This is a genomic window from Blautia difficilis (assembly GCF_014297245.1).
Classification (GTDB): domain Bacteria; phylum Bacillota; class Clostridia; order Lachnospirales; family Lachnospiraceae; genus Blautia_A; species Blautia_A difficilis.
This window is the reverse complement of record NZ_JACOQG010000009.1, coordinates 87,532-107,576: the sequence shown is the minus strand read 5'-3', so window position 1 is coordinate 107,576 and position 20,045 is coordinate 87,532. Positions and strand designations below refer to the sequence as shown.

At 44.4% G+C, this 20,045-nt stretch carries 11 protein-coding genes; 1 reads left to right on the top strand and 10 read right to left on the bottom strand.

The window, feature by feature from the left end:
* Positions 1-45: 45 nt before the first annotated feature.
* Both addA and addB read right to left on the bottom strand, forming a co-directional pair.
* Positions 46-3,753 (bottom strand): helicase-exonuclease AddAB subunit AddA, encoded by a 3,708-nt coding sequence (addA, locus tag H8Z82_RS07755; RefSeq protein ID WP_186994791.1) that lies wholly within the window; start codon positions 3,751-3,753, stop codon positions 46-48.
* Positions 3,753-7,100 (bottom strand): helicase-exonuclease AddAB subunit AddB, encoded by a 3,348-nt coding sequence (gene addB, locus H8Z82_RS07750; RefSeq protein ID WP_186994790.1) that lies wholly within the window; start codon positions 7,098-7,100, stop codon positions 3,753-3,755. The genes addA and addB overlap by 1 nt, the downstream gene beginning before the upstream one ends.
* 104 nt (positions 7,101-7,204) lie before the next feature.
* Here addB and H8Z82_RS07745 point away from each other — a divergent pair, with 104 nt between their 5' ends.
* Entirely contained in the window at positions 7,205-7,642 is a 438-nt protein-coding gene (locus tag H8Z82_RS07745; protein ID WP_186994788.1) for an FMN-binding protein, read from the top strand.
* A 37-nt stretch (positions 7,643-7,679) separates the two neighbouring features.
* Here the strand turns inward: H8Z82_RS07745 and H8Z82_RS07740 are convergent, their stop codons facing one another.
* The 8 genes from H8Z82_RS07740 to H8Z82_RS07705 all read right to left on the bottom strand — a co-directional run bounded on the left by H8Z82_RS07740 (position 7,680) and on the right by H8Z82_RS07705 (position 19,900).
* Positions 7,680-9,614, bottom strand: a complete 1,935-nt coding sequence (locus H8Z82_RS07740) for an NAD(+) synthase (protein ID WP_186994786.1) — start codon at positions 9,612-9,614, stop codon at positions 7,680-7,682.
* A gap of 56 nt (positions 9,615-9,670) precedes the next feature.
* On the bottom strand, positions 9,671-10,549 hold the full coding sequence (hslO, locus tag H8Z82_RS07735; RefSeq protein WP_019162547.1) for an Hsp33 family molecular chaperone HslO: 879 nt from the start codon (positions 10,547-10,549) through the stop codon (positions 9,671-9,673).
* Between the two features lie 68 nt (positions 10,550-10,617).
* Positions 10,618-11,427 (bottom strand): class I SAM-dependent DNA methyltransferase, encoded by an 810-nt coding sequence (locus H8Z82_RS07730; RefSeq protein WP_186994784.1) that lies wholly within the window; start codon positions 11,425-11,427, stop codon positions 10,618-10,620.
* A 195-nt stretch (positions 11,428-11,622) separates the two neighbouring features.
* Positions 11,623-12,714, bottom strand: a complete 1,092-nt coding sequence (locus H8Z82_RS07725) for a hypothetical protein (protein WP_186994783.1) — start codon at positions 12,712-12,714, stop codon at positions 11,623-11,625.
* A gap of 202 nt (positions 12,715-12,916) precedes the next feature.
* Complete coding sequence (locus tag H8Z82_RS07720) at positions 12,917-14,974, bottom strand: HelD family protein (protein ID WP_186994781.1); 2,058 nt, start codon at positions 14,972-14,974, stop codon at positions 12,917-12,919.
* Positions 14,975-15,292: 318 nt separating this feature from the next.
* Positions 15,293-17,131 carry an ABC transporter ATP-binding protein gene (locus H8Z82_RS07715; RefSeq protein WP_186994780.1) on the bottom strand — a complete coding sequence of 613 codons (1,839 nt, stop codon included), beginning with the start codon at positions 17,129-17,131 and terminating at the stop codon, positions 15,293-15,295.
* A complete protein-coding gene (locus tag H8Z82_RS07710) occupies positions 17,128-19,290 on the bottom strand; it encodes an ABC transporter ATP-binding protein (protein WP_186994778.1) in 2,163 nt (720 codons plus the stop codon). Before H8Z82_RS07710 ends, H8Z82_RS07715 begins: the two co-directional genes overlap by 4 nt.
* Before the next feature lie 136 nt (positions 19,291-19,426).
* The gene (locus H8Z82_RS07705; RefSeq protein ID WP_119243867.1) at positions 19,427-19,900 is read right to left on the bottom strand and encodes a MarR family winged helix-turn-helix transcriptional regulator; all 474 of its coding nucleotides are present in this window, start codon (positions 19,898-19,900) and stop codon (positions 19,427-19,429) included.
* Between the last annotated feature and the right edge of the window lie 145 nt (positions 19,901-20,045).

Here is a 20,045-nt window from a genome sequence, read left to right as displayed (position 1 = left end):
AAACACCTTCTGCAATCCAAAAGCAGATATTTTTATAAATTTTTATTATCCCTGCAATACAATCTCTTTCTGCAGGGTAAAGGAATAAATAATCTTTTCTTTTACTTTTTTCCCGGTCATCCTCTCCAGCGCCTGGGCATAATCCTCCAGCTGCACATGATACAGATCGATCAGCTTCTGTTCCTGCCCCCTTCTTACTCTGTCTGTTTTGTAATCTACCAGAACAATCTCACCGTCCTCTACGAAATATGCATCCATAATTCCCTGCACCAGTACTGTTTCCTCCTGCCACAAATCATCCAGCATAGCTGCGCTTCTCTGAATCACAAAGGGCTGCTCTCTGTAAAGTCTCTTCTGCACAGCAGCATTTTTCATCCTCTGTCCCAGTCCGGAATCTACAAATCTCCGAATATCTAAAATACGGATACAATCTCTTTCCTGCTCTGACAGTTTCTGGCTTTCCACCAGTCTCTCCAGCTGTTTCTTCAGCTGTCCGTCTGTTTCTACCTGCAAATAGTCCAGACACTCCATTACCCGATGATAAGCAGTACCCCGGGCAGCTCCCCTGTATTCTTCACCGGAAGCTTTCATAAATCCGGGCACAGGCATCTCGGCCTCTGTTTCTGTATCCTCCGGCACCATCTGCAGAACCTCCTTGTCCTGCCAGCTTCTCTTCTTTAACTCGGATACACTGACCTTCACAGGAATTTCTTCCAAGTATCGGAAGGGATATACATAGGAAAAACGTTCTTCGATCTCCTCTCTCACCTTTGCATCATAAATCTGTTCCGGATCCCAGTTTTTTAGTACTTCTTCCTGCATCTGGTTTCCTGTCTGAAGAAGGATCTCCTCCTCTGTCATCTGGTGCAGGGTGATCTTTCTTATGTTAAAGTCCGCAGGGTCATCATAAAAACCTTCTACCCTGTGCATGGGCACACCGTATTCTCCAAACAGCTCTGTCATGGACCTGTGTCTGGCCAGAGCCGGCAGTACAAAATCCCAGTAATTTCTGGCCTTTAACCGTACTCCCAGCGGAAGCACCTGCCCCTCTTCCTCCAGAAATCCGGCCAGGGACGGAATACGTTTATCCAGTTTTCCCACAGCTCCTGTAAGGATCAGTTTCTCTTTTGCCCTGGTCATAGCCACATACAGTACTCTCAGCTCCTCTCCCAGACTTTCCTTGAGAAGCTCTCTTCGTACCATCTGTTTATTCAGGGAGGACGCAATGATTCTTTTTTCCGGAAGTATTGCATCTGTCCCCAGTCCCAGCTCCGGATGGATCAGCAATCTGGCATTCAGATCCTGGAAATTAAACTGTTTTCCCATTCCTGCCGCAAACACCACAGGAAATTCCAATCCTTTGCTTTTATGAATAGTCATAATTTCTACCGCTGTACTTCCTGCACCTACCAGATTGACTTCTCCGTAATCCACTTCATAAGCCTGAAGCTGTTCAATATAGCGAACAAAATTAAATAACCCTCTGTAGCTAGTCTTTTCATAGGCCATAGCTTTTTCCACCAACATGGAGAGATTTGCATATCTCTGCTCTCCTCCCGGAAGTGCCCTGGCATACTTTCCATAACCGGTTTCTTTCAATATGAAAAGGATCAGCTGGTGCACCGGAGTATAGGTTGCCATATTTCTCACCTTCTCCAGCAGTTCCAGAAATCTCTGCAGCTTTTCCATCAAAGGCTTCTCTGCAGCATCGTATCCTTCTTCCCTGCTTTTCACATATTGTTCTACACTGTCCCACAAAAGTCCCTGTGGATACAGAACCCTGATCTGAGCCAGTTCCTGGGAAGTGCATCCCACCATAGGTGACCGGAGCACTCCGGTAAGTGGGATATCCTGAAGGGGATTGTCACACACCTTCAGATAATTCAGCACAGTAATGATTTCCAGAGCAGAGAAATATCCGGTTCTGGAAGTGCAGTACACAGGAATCCCCTGGGAAGCCAGTACCTCTCTAAAGGTTTCCGACCATCCATATGCACTTCTCAGCAGAATTACAATATCCCCATATTCCACCGGCCTGTATTTCCCGGTTTTTTTGTCCACAATTTCTTCTCTGCCAACCATTCCCTGAATCCTCTGGGCAATAGCCAGAGCCTCCAGCTCCTGTGCATTCTGGTCTCCCGCCTCTTCCTCCAGCTCTGCCCCGTCCTTCTCCACCAGAAGTACCTCGGTTTTTGCAAATTCCCGGGATCCCCCTGCCGGAAAATCAGCTCCCGGATAGAGAGCTGCGTCCTCGTCATAGGAGATTCCTCCCAGATTCTCTCCCATGATCTGCCGGAAAATAAAATTTACACTCTCCAACACCTGCGCCCTGCTTCGAAAGTTTTTGTGAAGATCAATCCTCTGCTCCTCTCCGTCCTCTACAGAATAGCTTTTATATTTCTCCATAAACAGCTCCGGTCTGGCCAGACGGAATCTGTAAATACTCTGTTTCACATCTCCTACCATAAAGATGTTTTTCCTCTGATTTACCCATCCGGATACTGCTGTAGTCAGAAGCTCCTGAACCAGATTACTGTCCTGATATTCGTCCACCAACACTTCCTCATATTTCTCCGAAAGCTCTATGGCAGCCTGGGACAGCTGTATCTGTCCGTCCTCCTTTTTCATCAGGATCTTCAGTGCAAAATGCTCCATATCTGTGAAATCCAGAATATTTTTTTCACGTTTAGCTTTACTGAACCGCTCTGCAAACTGCCTTGTAAGTTCCACCAACATCTCCAGAGGCTCTCTGCTGCATTTGAGCATATCCAGGATTTCTTCCTCTGTCCCCTGGAAATATTTCTGTCCCAGCTCCCTGAGGATTTCCTTTTCCTCCTCACGCAGCTCCTTTATCCTTTGTTTCTTCTGCTCATCTGCCTCCGGCATCTTCTTTCCGCTTAATCTGGCAAAAGAAGGTTTCTCCAGGAGCTGTGCCAGAACATTATAATCTCTTTCTTCTGCAGTCTTCTTCAGCTTACGGATAAAAAGGAGATCACTGTCCAGAGCTTCCCCGTACAGATTGGGACCGTCAGGAGCATCACAAAGCTTCCTTGCCTCTCTGGCCAGGTGCTCTGCAGTTTCCAGCTCATCAAATGCAGCCTTCCACAAAAGCTTTATACATTTTGTTTCTCTCAGCTCTTCTGTAGTTTCGATTTTATAATCATCCAGACATGCATCCAGCCACTCTTCCGGGAAAGGATTACTCATAGCCATCTCATACAGCTTCTGGATCATCCCTCCCAAAGCTTCATCATCCTTACCGGAAGCAAAACATTCTACAAATTTCTCATACTTCTCCTGCTTTTCGCTGTAATAATCCTCCAGAAGCTTCCCTGTCACATCTTCACGCAAAAGCTTCAGTTCCCCCTCATCTGCAGTCCGATAACCGGGATCCAGCCCTATGAGGTGAAAATAATTACGGATAATATATGCACAGAATCCGTCAATAGTTGTAATCTGAGCAGTATGAAGCAGGGTGGACTGTCTCTGTAAATGCTCATTGTCCGGATCCTCATAAAGGGCTAACTCAATAGCACTTGAAATTCTTTCCTTCATCTCACCTGCCGCTGCTCTGGTAAAGGTCATGATCAGAAGACGGTCAATATCCACCGGCTCCTCAGGATCTGTGATCTTGCTGAGAATCCTTTCCACCAGTACTGCAGTTTTACCGGAACCTGCCGCTGCGCTGACCAGAATATTTCTGTCCCTGAGGGAAATTACTTTCTGCTGTTCTTCGGTCCATTTTACTCCCATCAGTTCTCTCCCTCCTCTTCTGCAAATATCTGCCAGAGTTCATCATCTGTAAAATTCTTCAGTCTCCTGAATTCATATCCGGCGATCTTACGGTCAAACCCACATACGGAAATATAAGGACAGTAAGTACATGCATTTCTGTTTCCCAGCTCATAAGGAGAGATCTGGGCATCTCCTCTTAGAATATCCGTCCTGATTTCATGAATTTTCTTTTTCACATAGTTTCCCAGCATCTGAAACTGCTTTCTGTCTGCCACAGAAGAATTACTGTAGAAGCCTCCGTCCTTTTTAAATGCTACAGGAATGGAAGACAGAGTCTGATCCATTTTCCGGATCATTTCCGGGTCCTTCTGTACCAGACCGTTCATTTTTAATTCCTTCATAATTCCCTGGCTGACTTTCTCCACATCAGCATCTATTTTCTCCTTGATCATGGGATCCTTAATATTATAGTAAAATACACCTGCCGGGAGGATTTCCCTGTCCGGAAATTTCTTCTGTTCCACCTGCAGAGCTCCATCCAGGTAGATCATCAGCTGCAGCTGCAGACCATGATACAGACACACCAGGTCAAAGGATGTATTCCCTGTCTTGTAATCAATGACCTTCACATATACCTTATCCTGATCCTCCATAATATCTACACGGTCAATCCTGCCGCCTCCAAAGATTACCTCAAAGCCTTCCGGCTGAAAATCCCCGTTCTGGAGCTGCTTCTGCAGAGCCCATACAGTTCTCTGCAGGATTCGTCTGGTACGTTCTATCATATATTCATTTCTGGCATTACTTTTCAACACTGTATTTCCATAATCTGCTACGATCTCATTCAGACACTGATCTGCAATCTGCTCACGCTGTTCATCTGTAAGCTCCGCCCAGTTTAGTCCCATTTTGTGTACACACACTGCAAAATTTTCCAGTGCCTGATGCATCACATTTCCCATATCCATTGCCCTGAATTCATATTCTGTTCTCTCCGCCAGCCTTAGGCCATACTGGAGAAAATGAGCAAATGCACAGGCCGAAAACCGTTCCAGCCTGGTGGCACTATAAGGAGAAATTTCTCCATAAAGAGCTTTGGCCACACTCTGGCTGATCCTGTCCACAGGCTTTCGCATAAAAGCAGCCTGTACCAGATTCTGTACTATATCTTTGTATTCCGGTTGACGAAGATACCAGCTGTAAAGTTCCTGGAATATGCGGTCATCACTGCATCCTGTTTCCTGCATTTTAGCTGTTTCCTGTACCAGCTTATCCAGGAAAAGCTCCAGTCCTGCCTCCGGAATCTCCGGAATCCAGGCTTCCCGTGTATCCTGGATTCTCTCTGTCTCCAAATCCGGAAAAAGTCCCCGGATGCTTCCAATAAGATAAGCCGGGCTGATACCCTCTCCCGCTCCATTGGTCTCACTGTAGGAAAGCACCAGCTGCCTGGAGGGCTTGGTCAGATTCAGATACAGATAGAATCTCTGCATATTCATCAGCTCCTTTGGTCCGGGTGCCAGCTCCATCCCCTGTTCTCCCAGGAAATCCCGGTCCATCTCTGACAGGATTCCTCCCGACTGTGTATTCTTGGGAATATTCCCCTCATTCATTCCAACAAAAAACAGTACTTTAATATCCTTCAGTCTGGATCTCTCCATATCTCCTACCATTACCTGATCCATACTTGGCGGGATCAGGCCTACCTCGGCCTGGGTAAGCCCTGTCTCCAGAAGCTGTCTGAACTCCTGTCTGCTCACCGTCTCTTCTCCCAGTATTTCCACCATTTTATCCAGCAGGTCTATCACAATACCATAAATCTGGCTGTATTCTTTTTCCAGAGCCTTCTCCCCCAGCTTTTTAAACTGCTCTTCCTGGAGCTTCAGCTTCTGCCATACCTGGCTTTTCACAATAAAAGCATAGAGGATCCTACAATATTCCTCCACCCTCTTTTTTCCCGGACCAAAGCCCTCTGCCAGCTCTCCGATCTCTTCCAGAAAGATTTCCCTGATTTCATTCATCTGCAGGATCTGTCCGGGATCCATTCCTCTGTATACCCGGGTCCATTTATGGGACCATTTTTCATATCCTCGGATTCCTAAAGCCAGCACATAATTTTCCAGCTGATCTGTCTGCTCTCTGGTAACTGCTGACATACCACAGCGCAGATAGCGGAACACACTTTCATAGGGAAAGCCCTGGACCACCATTTCCATGGCAGCCCGAAGGTATTCCACAAAAGGATTCATCAGTACAGAATGCTTCTCATCAATAAAAAAGGGAATTTCTCCAGCCTCAAAGGCCTGTGAAGCCACTCTTCCATACTCTTCCAGATTCCCTGTGATCACAGCCATTTCCCCATATCTGATTCCTTTTGTCCTCACCAGATATGCCATTCTTCTGGCAACCTCATTCATCTCTGCCAACGGCGATGGTGCAGAGAACAGCTGCAGTTCCTTCTGTTCTCCCTTCCAGACCTTCTTATGATACCGGAAAATATGGTTTTCCAGAAAACGAAGGGCTCCGGCTCCGGCAAATCTGGATTTCTCAGAGGGCTTCAGATATATAGGATCTTCCAGGTCCTTTGTAAGCCCGGCCAGAGTATGGATCATCTTTTTACTCATATAGAAAAGCTGATAGGGCTTCCCCACAGAATAAATATCCTCTTTCTCATCCATTGTCACTGTTACGGAAACTTTTCTGGTCAGCAGAAGCAGCTCCCGTATTACATTGATCTGGATCGGAGTAAAGCCGGTAAATCCGTCAAAAAGAATTTCCGCGCCCTTTATTTTCTCCGAAAACGGAAGTACTTTTAAAAGGACATCCATAACCTCTTCCCCTGTCATATAATGTCCCTTCAGAAATTCAGAAAATGCCCGATACAGCACCGTTACATCCTGAAGCTTCATGGAAAGCAATGTCTGAGCTCCCGCTTTCTCCTTCATTTCCTCCAGATTCTCTTCCTTGATATCATACTGCATAAATTCTGACAGGAGAGATTTCATTTCGTCCAGATATCCCGGCTTGTTCATCTGGCTTCCCAGATAGACAAGCTCTCTCCTGTGCTGCTGGACCATTTTCTGCAGAACCATGCTCTTGCCTGTATCTTCCAGGATTTTTTTATTATCGCCCCCCGTCTCTTCAAAAATCCGATAGGCAAGACGCTGGAAACTGAGAATATCAATATTCAGGATTCCCTTTCCCGGGTGCATCTCCACCAATGTTTTCTGGGTCTGCATGGTGAACTGCTCCGGGACAATAATATAGTAATTTCTCTCCGGATGTTCCATGGACTCCCGGATCACTCTCTCATATGCAAAATAAGACTTTCCGGCACCGGAACTGCCGATAATAAACTGTAATGACATTCTTCTCTCCTTACTGTCAGTTGCTCAACATTCATGATCCCAGTATATCATAATTTAAGCACTTCTGTAATAGAATATACAAAACCATCCAGGAGGCGTGTACCATGAGTGCAAAAACCAAAATCATAGTCCTACATATGAAGGAAGTTATATATACCGGCATTTTTCTCCTTCTTGCAGTCATACTGGGAATTGTACTTTTCTTTATGTTCGGTCCTGTACAGAGGCAGCACTCTGCCGGTACTTCTCTCGACCGGTATAAACCGGGAATTTATACTTCCTCCATTGAATTAAACAGCAACACCTTTGACTTGGAAGTATCCGTAGATGCAAAAAAAATCCGCAATATCCGTCTGGTAAACCTAAGTGAAAGCACTTCCGCCATGTTTCCTCTCATGGAGCCGGCTCTGGAATCTCTTTCCAGTCAGATTTATTCCTCACAATCACTGGAAAACCTGAAGTACCCCCAGGATCAGAAATATACCTCCCTGGTACTTCTGAATGCCATTGAAGATGCTTTAAAAAAAGCGGAGAACAACTGACCTGTTCTCCGCTTTTGCTCTTCTCATTCCTATCGAATTAAACCTCAATCTTGAATTCTTCTTTCATCCTGTCAAGCTGCTCCATCCACATGGCTGCGCTGGAATCACTGGACATTCTCAGATCTCCTCTTGGAGAAACCGCTACACTTCCCACTTTTGGGCCATCCGGCAGACAGGAACGCTTAAACTGCTGGGCAAAGAAACGCCAGCAGAAGGTGCGAAGCCATTTATAAATGGTCTCTTTGCTGTAAACACCCTCAAAGGTCCTGCAGGCCAGTCTGTATATTTTCTCCGGTTCAAATCCGGCACGCAGCATATAATATAGATAAAAATCATGAAGCTCATAAGGACCTACCAGATCCTCTGTCTTCTGGGCAATTTCTCCATCCTTTGGAGGCAGAAGTTCCGGACTTACAGGAGTATCCAGAATATCCATCAGAACCTCTGTCAGCTTCTGATCTCCACAGGTATCTGCATAATAATGCACCAGATGGCGTACCAAGGTCTTTGGCACAGAAGCATTCACTCCATACATGGACATATGATCCCCATTGTAGGTAGCCCATCCCAGAGCCAGCTCTGACAGATCGCCGGTTCCTACCAGAAGTGAGCCATCCTGATTGGCGCTGTCCATAAGAATCTGTGTACGTTCCCTGGCCTGACTGTTTTCATAAGTAACATCATGGACAGAGGGATCATGAGAAATATCTCTGAAATGTACATTTACAGCCTCTTTAATATTGATCTCACTTAAGGTTGCACCAAGGCATTCACTTAATTTGCAGGCATTTTGATAAGTTCTGTCAGTTGTACCAAAACATGGCATGGTAATACAATGGATATCTTTTCTGTCTGCGCCTGACAGATCAAAGGCTCTGGCAATTACCAGAAGGGCCAGTGTGGAATCCAGACCTCCGGAAAGTCCCACGGTTGCTTTATGGCAATGAATATGATCCAGGCGTTTCTTCAATCCCATAGCCTGAATATTCAGGATTTCATCACATCGCAGATCCCTCTCTGACTTTTGGGAAGGCACAAAAGGATATCTAGAATACTGTCTGGTAAGCTTTGTCTCCTCCATCTTGAGATGAAAAGGAATTCTCAGATGATCACTGTCCTCGCAGGACTGCCAGGTGGTCAGTCTTTTTCTCTCATCATTCAGTCTCTGAACATCAATCTCACTGTATACAATTCCGTTTTTAAACCGCTCTCCCTCTGCCAGGATCGAGCCATTCTCTGCGATCATATTCTGGCCGCCGAATACCAGATCCTGAGTGGATTCCCCTTCACCGGCATTGGCATATACATAGCCGCACACCAGTCTAGCTGACTGTCCTGACACCAGGCTCCTGCGATAGCTGTCCTTGCCAACCATCTCATTACTTGCAGATAAATTCACGATCAGATTTGCGCCGGCCTGGGCATGGATCACGCTTGGCGGCATATTAACCCAGAGATCTTCACAGATTTCTGCTGCCACAATAAGCTCCTGCAATTCTTCACACACAAACAGAAGATTTGTTCCAAATGGAATTTTTTTTCCGTTAATACTCATAAACTCCAGGCATCCCAGTCCTGATACGAAATGTCTCTGCTCATAAAACTCTCCATAATTCGGCAGATATGACTTGGGTACCAATCCCAGAATTTCCCCTCTGTTAAGCACAGCTGCTGCATTATAAAGCTTTCCTTTATTTCTCACCGGCACTCCCAGAAAGATCAGTGCATCCACATCTGCAGTCGCAGCTGCAATTCTCATCAAAGTTTCCCATGCACTGTCCAGAAGGCGTCGCTGCAAAAACAGATCCTGGCAGGTATACCCTGTGATGCAAAGCTCCGGGAAGACCATAACCTTCGTATGCTCCTTTTCCATTTCACGGATCAGACGGATAATTTCCTCTCCGTTTGCCCTGCAGTCTGCCACTGTGATATACGGTGTTGCTGCTGCTGTTTTAATATAACCGTGTCTCATTTTCTACCTCTTTTCTGACTCTTTCCCTTCCGGTATCTCTTATTTCTGTAAAACAATTATTTACATTTACGCAGGATTTCCTTCAGCTCTTCCACTGAAAATTCATAGTTTTTATTACAGAAATGACAGTTCATTTCAATGGGCTTTCCTTCCTGTATCATCTCATTTAACTCCTTACGGCCAATACTGATCAGTGCCCTCTCTACTCTCTCCCTGCTGCAGTTACAGTAAAACTCTGTGGGAATCTTATCATTGATCTCCATATCAAAACCATCCAGAACCTTTTCCAGCAGACTTTCCGGAGTATGTCCCTCTTCCAGCAGATCTGTAACAGAATTAATTTTCTTTATATTCTCTTCCAGCCTGGAGATTGTGCTTTCCTCTGCAAAAGGCATCAGCTGAACGATAAATCCACCTGCCTGGCGAACTGTATTATCCTTATTCATCAGCACACCCAGACCTACTGCTGACGGAACCTGCTCACTTGTTGCAAAATAATAGGTCAGGTCCTCCGCAATCTCACTGGTCTGAAGTACAACCTGTCCCACATATGGTTCCTTCAGTCCCATATCCTTGATAACATTCATAAATCCAACGCCTACAGCTCCTGCCACATCCAATTTTCCCTTACTGTTTGCCGGAATACATACATCCGGATTTCCTACATATCCCTTCACTCTTCCGCGAGAATCTGCAGTTACTGTAATTCCCTCCAACGGTCCGCCGGCTTTGATCTGGAGAGTCAGGATATCCTTATCCCCTTTCATCATCACTCCCATCATAGCTCCCGCTGTAAGCAGACGTCCCAGTGCTGCTGTAGCAACCGGACTTGTATTGTGATCCTGTCTTGCTGTCTCCACTGTTTCTGTAGTTACTGCTGCAAATGCACGGATCTGATCATTTGCTGCAATTGCTCTTATAATATAATCATTCATTTATCTGTTGCTCCCATTCCATTACTATATTTTATGTTTGTTACTTTCTATTTTATTTCCTGCAGAATTTATTCTTCTATATGACGGGCACGTTCCGGAATATTTCCATGATAGTCATTCTCTGCACTCTTTCCATGTTCTTTGGCAATAAAAGTCAGACGCTCACAATTCTCATCACCTGGAGTATGGGTATATGCATCATAAACTGCCACAAGCTCCATCCCTGCTTTCGTGATCATGGCTTTTACCGCTTCTATGGAATATGCTTTCTGCACATGCTCCTCTTCGCACTTCTCATACAATCCATCTTCCCGCGGAAGGAAAAGTGCCAACTCATACACATTCAAGGCATTCTCACTGTCATAGCTGTTCTCCCAGATAAAGCTTCCATCTTCTCTGTCCTCTGCAATGGTCCTGTCCCCAATCACATCACGATATTTATGGATCGTATTCATATCAAAAATAAAAAGTCCGCCCGGATCCAGATAATTATTCACCAGTGCAAATACATACTCCAGATCCTCTGGCTCTGTGACATAGTTCATACTGTCACACACACTGACCACAGCCCGGACTGTACCGTACAATTCGAAATCCTGCATATCCTGAAGTAAATACAAAATATCATGTCCTGACTCTGCCCGCTTTTCCATTGCTTCTGCAAGCATCTCCTCAGAATTATCAATTCCGATCATGTCATAGCCGGCATCTGCAAGCATCTCCGTCACAGTACCGGTTCCACATCCCAGTTCCAGCACCAGGCCATCCTTTATTCCGTCCTGAACCAGTGCTTCTATAATATAGTCCGTCCATTCACCATAATTTACATTGTCCATGAAAATGTCGTAAACACCGGCAAATCTTCCATATGCTTCCATTTATTATCCCTCATAATCCCCGGTGTACTAGCAGGCAGATTTAACCATCCACTTATGGGCACACCAGCTTCCAATTTCTCTGCTATTGTAACATAATATCTGTCAGTATGTAAATAAGAGGTTCCTTTTAACATTAACGCAACAGGACGACTGCCTTTTACAGCAGCCGCCCTGTTTTTCCTGTCATTCTGTCACTTAATTCTTTGGCATGTATCTTACATATGCCGGCTCTCCGCCATAATAGTAATCTCCGCCATTCTCATCATATACATCCTCATCTGTGCTGAATGTATAAGTATTGCCGTCATCATCACACCAGCTGCCATCACCATTGGGATAAATAACCAGTGGATAACCGTCAGAATTTCTGTAAATAGTTCTGGTCTGATTGGTATCATAATCCGGATCATCTGTTCCTACCGGAGTACCATCTGCATAATATCCGTTTGAAGATCCGTCATCACCATAGCTGCTATCATAGGAGCTTCCGTCATAGGAACTTCCGTCAGAAGAAGATGCATCTGAGGTAGTTCCATCTGTAGATGTTCCCTCTGCTGTTGTTCCATCTGATGTTGTACCGCCAGCTGCTGTTCCTGTGCTCTCTGTACCTGCAGCACTGCTTCCGGTCTCAGGTGTTGCTGCTTTCAATCCTGATTCTCCGGCAATCTTAAAGGAATCTACAGAAGCCTTGATCTTTGCCAGGGAATCCTCTTTCTTGACAGATCCTGCTACACTGTAAAACTCTGTAGTATTATCTGTAAAATATTTATTTACCACATATGCATACTCGCTCTTGTCATTCAGATAATGAACGGTATAGCTGTATACATTTACTCCGCTTACTTCCTCTGACTTGTAATCCTGGATCTCAAAGTCTGTACCCTCAACCAGATTGTCAGCCTTTACCAGGGCAGATGCAGTATCCTGAGAACTTGGAATGATGGCTACAGACATAGCCTCATCTCCGGAACCATGCAGAACCAGAAGCTTACCCTGATCAGGTGATTCAAAGCTTACCATATCATCAGAATCTGATTTATTTGCCCAGGTAGCATCCGGAAGCTTAATGGATACAGCCTTGTTCTTGGATGTATAAGTCGTATCCTGCTTGTCAGCCGGTACCGGTGTAGCAGTCGCTTTTGGTGCCTTGGTCGGTTCCGGTGTAGGAGTTACCTGTACTACGCTGGTATCCTCGTCATTATCCCCGCCGCCAAAACTGCAGGCTGTCAAAGAGCCGGATAATACAACTGTTATCGCTAAAAGCATCAGTACTTTTTTATTTCTCATAATATCCTCCTTGGAATAGATTCATCATTCTTTTCTGCTGTTATATTGTATAGTTTACAATTTCATTACATCAATGTCAATGTTATTTCCCTGTCAAATTGCCTGCGGCAATGGAATTTTGAGAAACTTACAATTATTCTTAATATATCAGTTACAGAAAGCCCCTCTGTAAAATCCGGATTCCCGGCAGACACTGATCTGCTCAGTCTCCAAGCTCATACACATGAAGCTCATGAAGTGCCCTGGTTGCGGCAATATACCTTGCCTGCTGTACCAATGGCGTCTGATCCCTCTGTGGAAAAACAGAAAATACCTGATCAAATTCCAGGCCTTTGGCCAGATAGAAGGTGGTAACCGTCAGACCTTTGCGGAAGGTACTGCTATTTCTGTCCAGATAAGACAGCTTATTTTCCACATCAAAATCCTTTCCTGCCAGAACCTCCTTTAAGATCATCCACATTTGCTCTGCTTCTTTCTCTGTCCGGAGGATAACAACTGCTGTTTCATATTGGTCTTCCCCGATTTTCAACATAGCTGCTATATATTCTGCTGTCTTTTCCACATTTAAAAATGTTTTTTCCTCAACAGGCATTCCATGTCTCTGAAAAAGCTCCATATCTGTAATTCCTGCCATGCTGTTGGCATAGGAGGCAATCTCCACAGTATTCCGATAGCTTTTATTCATTACAATCCTGCGGATATCCCTTCCAAATATCTTGGGAAGAAAGCTCAGTACATCCTGCTGTTTATCGTCCATAGTCTGTGCCCTGTCCCCCAGGATGGTCATGCGGCAGGAAAAAATCCTCTGAAGGATCTCATACTGAAGTCTGGAATAATCCTGCATCTCATCTACCACCAGATGCTTGATATTGCTTCTTCCCTGCTGGCTGAACAAACGATATTTCAGATACAGCACAGGATAAACATCCTCGTATTTCAGTTTTCTTTTCTCATAGGAAGCTTTTGGAAGCCCTTTATATCCATTCTCCTTCAGGAACTGGCTGTAGATCACATAGAGATCCCTGGTGGCATATAATTTCATGAATTTCTCACGGACCAGCTCTCTCTCATCATCTGCCAGATCACGGTCTCGCAGGGTCTCCACTTCATCGATAAAGTAATCTGCTACTGCTTCCATTCTGGAAAGCAGCGGAAAATCCTGGAATTTAAAATAAAACAGTTCAATGATCTCTGACTCTGTCTTTACAAATCCATTGTATTCCACATCCCTGAAATTCATCAGCCGGTCTTCCAGTTCCACCAGATAACGTTCCAGAAGATTAATAAATTCCATGGACTGCTTTTCCTCTGCCAAAGAAGCCTTCTGCGGAAAACGGATTCTGCGTTCAATTTCATCATAGCGGTCTTCGCAGTCAGAAACTGTATCCCTAAGCTGCTTATAGGCAAAAAGATCAAAACTCATTTCCTTAATATTCTCTTCTCCAAGCTCAGGAAGGATATGGGATATATAATCGGAAAACACTCCATTTGGCGACAGGATCAGAATATTGGAAGACTTCAGATTCTGTCTGTCATGATAGAGAAGATAGGCAATCCTGTGAAGTGCAACAGAAGTTTTCCCGCTTCCTGCCGCACCCTGGATTACCATGATCCTGTCTTTGGTATTTCGAATGATGGCATTCTGCTCTTTCTGAATGGTACGGATGATGTTCTTAAGCTGTACTTCTCCATTACTTCCCAGTTCTGCTTTCAGGATCTCATCATCAATTTTTACATCACTTTCAAATTCATAGATCATTTTTCCGTTGCGGATCTTGTACTGCCATTTGGAAGCAACCTCACCGTGGATTTCACCCATGGGAGCCTCATAGGAAGCTGGCCCTTTATCATAATCATAGAAAAGGCCGCTCACCGGAGCGCGCCAGTCGTATACAAGAGGAATATGGCCTGCTCTCTCCGAAAAGTTTCCAATTCCAATATAAAAAATCTCCGGTTCCTCTTCTCCCTCATATATAAAATCCACTCTTCCAAAGAATGGAGAATCTGCCATTCTGCGAAATCTCTGCTTCAGGATCAGCTGCTCTTCATTTGCGGAAATCTGGCGGAACAATGCCTGCTGATTATCATAATTCTCATAACCATACTGGTCCATCTCTGTATAATTTTCCCAGTAATACTCATGCATTCCCTCAATCTCTTTCTGGCCTTCCACCAGAGAAAGGCTGATCTCTGTGATACGTTCTTTTAATTTTTCCAGCACATAGCCCAGATATTCTCTGCCGTTTTTCTTATCTGTCATATTGTTGATATCCTCTGATATTTGCAACTGTTCAGTAACTTTACAGTTACAATACTCCTTATTATTGTTATCATTTTCTCTTGTTATTATGATAATAAAAAATACCAATTTTCGTAGATTGGTTTTTAATTATAACATATTACCAGCTAACAGAAAAGGCAAAAATCCGGCAAATTTACAGGTGAAGTTACAGACAAAAATCCCTCAGCCGGTATCTGTGTGATCCTATATCTTTCTGGCGAAGGAAATATCTACATTAACCTGGAGCCGAATATATTCTCTTTCACAAATACCCCTGAGGGATTGTAACTTTATATTTCAGGCAGTTGCCTTATTCTCAAACTGGCTGTTATACAGGTCTGCATAGAAGCCTTTCTTAGCCAGAAGTTCTTCATGATTTCCCTGCTCGATAATGTCACCGTCTTTCATAACCAGGATCAGGTCTGCATCCTTGATGGTAGAAAGTCTGTGCGCAATCACAAAGCTTGTTCTGCCCTTCATCAGATTGTCCATGGCTTTCTGGATACGCACTTCGGTTCTGGTATCTACAGAAGAGGTTGCCTCATCCAGAATCAGAATCTTATTATTTGCAAGGATTGCCCTGGCAATAGTGAGAAGCTGTTTCTGTCCCTGGGAAATATTGCTGGTTTCTTCATCCAGAACCATATCATAGCCGCCCGGCTGCTGCATAATAAAGTTGTGCACATGGGCTGCCTTTGCTGCTGCGATCACCTCTTCATCTGTAGCATCCAGACGTCCGTAACGGATATTTTCCATAATGGTTCCCGAGAACAGCCAGGTATCCTGAAGCACCATTCCAAACATCTCTCTCAGACTGCTTCTGTTAAAGTCTTTGATGTCATGACCGTCTACCTTAATACTTCCGCCATTGAGATCATAGAATCTCATAAGCAATTTCACCATCGTTGTCTTTCCTGCACCTGTGGGACCTACAATGGCAATCTTCTGACCATCCTTCACATCTGCAGAGAAGTCATTGATAATGATCTTATCCGGATTGTAGCCGAATTTTACATGTTCAAACTGAACATCTCCTGTAAGTGTATCAATATCTACAGGGTTCTTCTCATTCTGGCTCTCTTCCGGCTCCTCCAGGAATTCAAATACGCGCTCGGAAGCTGCAGCAGAGGACTGTAACAGGTTAGTGACCTGTGCAATCTGCTGGATTGGCTGTGTAAAGTTACGGATGTACTGGAAGAAGGACTGGATATCACCGACCTCAATACTTTTTTTGATTACAAACACACCGCCCAGAAGAGCTACCATTACGTATCCAAGGTTACCTACAAACTGCATGATCGGCATCATCATTCCTGAGAAGAACTGAGATTTCCATGCAGATTCATAAAGCTTCTGATTGTCTTTTTCAAATTCCTCTACTACATCATTCTCTTTGTTGAAAACTCTGACCACATTATGACCACCGAAGTTTTCTTCGATCTGACCGTTTACTTTACCCAGATAGCTCTGCTGATCCTGGAAGTATTTCTGGGAATGCTTCATGACAGTCTGGATGATGAACATGGAAACCGGCAGGATCAGAAGTGCTGCCAGAGTCATCCACACATTAATGGAAAGCATCATAATAAATACACCGATCAGGGTTGTCACTGATGTGATCAGCTGTGTCAGACTCTGGTTCAGACTCATCTGCAAAGTGTCCACATCATTGGTGATACGGGAGAGGATCTCACCGTTTGTTCTGCTCTCATAATAATTCAGAGGCAGTCTGTTGATTTTCTTTGAAATATCTTTTCTCAGATTATAGGTGACATCATTGGAGATTCCTGACATTACAAATCCCTGTACAAAGGAAAAGCATGCACTTAACACATACAATCCAAGTGTCCATAACAGGATCATCCCGATCTTTCCAAAGTCGATTTCACCGGTTCCGTTTACCTTGGCAACCAGGCCGTTAAACAGCTCTGTTGTCGCCTTACCTAAAATCTTAGGCCCTACAATACTAAACACAGTTCCCGCTACTGCAAAGATAAACATCAGTATAAAGCGGAATTTATATCGTCCCATATAACGGAAAAGCTTAGCCATGGAGCCCTTGAAGTCTTTCGCCTTTTCGCCGGACATCATACGTCCATGTCCTCCCATAGGACCTCTTCTTCTCTGTTCGCTCATGCCAGTTCCTCCTCTGATAACTGAGATCTTGCAATCTGCTGATATACCTCACAATTTGCCATCAGTTCCTTATGAGTTCCAATGCCTGCCATATGTCCGTCGTCCAGTACAATGATCTGGTCTGCACCAAGGATGGTACTGATCCTCTGGGCAACGATCACAGTAGTTGCATCTTTGGTATATTCCTTCAATGCCTTTCTTAACTGACTGTCAGTCTTAAAGTCAAGGGCAGAGAAGCTGTCATCAAAGATAAAGATCTCCGGATCCTTTGCAATGGCTCTGGCAATGGACAGACGCTGTTTCTGTCCGCCTGAAACATTGGTACCTCCCTGTGATACAGGGGATTTATATTTCTCCGGTTTGGTATCAATAAATTCTGTAGCCTGTGCAACCTCTGCTGCTTCCTTTACCTGTGCATCAGTAATTTCCGGCTTACCATAGCGGATGTTTGAATCAATGGTACCTGAGAAAAGTACACCCTTCTGCGGCACATATCCCAGCTTATCACGAAGCTCTTTCTGAGTCATGTCGCGGACATCCACACCATCCACTTTAACAGAACCCTTTGTCACATCATAGTATCTGGGAATCAGATTGATCAGGGTACTCTTACCACTTCCAGTACTTCCGATCACTGCGATTGTCTGACCTTTCTTTGCCTTAAAGGAAATGTCTGTCAGTACATTCTCACCTGCTTCCGGGTAAGCAAAGGATACATGGTCAAATTCAATCTCACCCTTTACCTCTTCTGACGAATGTACCGGAGTTTCCGGATCCTGAATGGAAACCTCTGTTTTCAGAACCTCATCAATACGAAGCGCTGCCACATTTGCCCTTGGAAGCATAATGGACATTGCAGTGATCATAAGGAATGACATAATAATCTGCATTGCATACTGGATGAATGCCATAACATTACCAACCTGCATGGTTCCGTTGTCTACGGCATGGGCACCACTGTAAATAATGAGTACAGATACTCCGTTCATGATCAGCATCATAAGGGGCATCATAAAAGTCATACATCTGTTGACAAACAGGTTTGTTTTTGTCAGATCCAGGTTTGCCTTCTCGAAGCGCTCTTCCTCATGTTTCTCACGGCTGAATGCACGGATAACAGGAATACCTGTAAGGATCTCACGGGATACCAGATTCAGTCTGTCGATCAGGGTCTGCAGGATAGTGAATTTGGGCATTGCCACCTGGAACAGCACAAAGATCACAACCAGGATCAGTGCAACTGCCACCCCAAGGATCCATGTCATAGAAGAATCTGTATTCAATACCTTGATCACGCCACCAATACCAAGGATTGGTGCGTACAGAACAATACGGAACATCATTGCCATAACCTGCTGTACCTGCTGCACATCATTGGTGCTTCGGGTGATCAGGGATGCTGTGGAGAATTTGTGATATTCTCTGCTGGAGAAACTCATAACCTTGCGGTAAATGCTGTTTCTCAGGTCATGACCAAGTCTGCCTGCCACTCTGGCCGAAATAAATGTGACGCTGACGGCTGCCAGCATGATCACCAGAGCCATGGCAAGCATTCTGATACCTGACATCAGGATGTAATGCATCTGAATGGCATCCACATCTTTTCCCAGTGCTTCATATTCTGAAGTAACAAAGGAAACACCAGCCTGTGTCACAATAGACTCCGGCATATCTTTCAGCTTCTCATCCATCTGACTCATGATCTGCTGTACTGCTTCTTCCGGCATCTGCGCCAGTGCTGTCAGTGGATCTGTTCCTTCTGGAAGACCCATCTGTGCAACCATTGCCTGCCCCTGCTCACTGTCTTCGGAAAAGGCAGATACCATCATCATTGCCTTGGAGAAATCCTCATTTAAATTCTCTCTGGTTTCTTTGGAAATATCATCATTTAATACCCAGGTATCCTCTTTCTGTGTATAATTCTGTGAAACTTCCTTTTTCTGATCCTCATCCATAAAAATCTGAAGATTCTGCAAGGTTGAATCCCGAAGCTTATCCGGCACACTGTCTTCAATACCTTTCTGCTGGATACCTACATTAATGATCTTGGAGGTATAATCCGGCAGGGAAAGATCACAGTACGCCTGCAGAAACAGAAGTGCTATGATCAGGACAATGTATCCCACTGATTTCTTCAGATATTTCATCAGTTTAATCATTGCTTGATTCCCTCTTTTCCTATTTTTAATGTATGTCTGTGTCAAAGTCATAGGTCATTTCTTTCACAGACAATATTTTTATCTGAACATGCTGATACAGTTTTTTCAATCTGCTCCATCATGTATTTTTCAGCTTCTACCTGTTGACAGGTATCTCCGAAATATTATCCAGAATCTGCCCAAAAAACCTTCGTAAAAGACATAGCTCCGCTTCGCTGAAATTGTTGAACATCACTTTCTCCACAGCTTTACTTTCCTGTTGGAGCTCCTCCACGATTTTTCTCCCGTTTTCTGTCAGATACACACGCATGATGCGTTGGTCTTTATCATCACGTCTCCTGCAGACAATGTCTGCTTTCTCCAGACGCTGGATACTTACATTTACAGTGGGCGGCGTTACACCCATACATTCTGCGATTTTCTTCTGGCTGCAGCCGTTATTTCTGTATACGATCATAATGATCGGCATCTGTCCCTGCTGGATACCTATTTCCCGTATACGCTGCATACATCTCATACCATATTGGCGGTTGATCTCCATAAAAAGCGCAGGCATGCTTTTCTCTTCTCGTTTCTCTTTCTCATTCTTCTCCTCTTCCGGGCACCACATAACTTCACTCCCTTCCGGCCTCTGTCCTCTTTCAGGTCTGACATTGTTCTTTGATTAGCCTGACTAATCATATATAATATACTTTTAGACAAAAAATGCAAGTGTTTTTTGTGCAGTTTATAATTATTTTAGATTTAACTTTGAT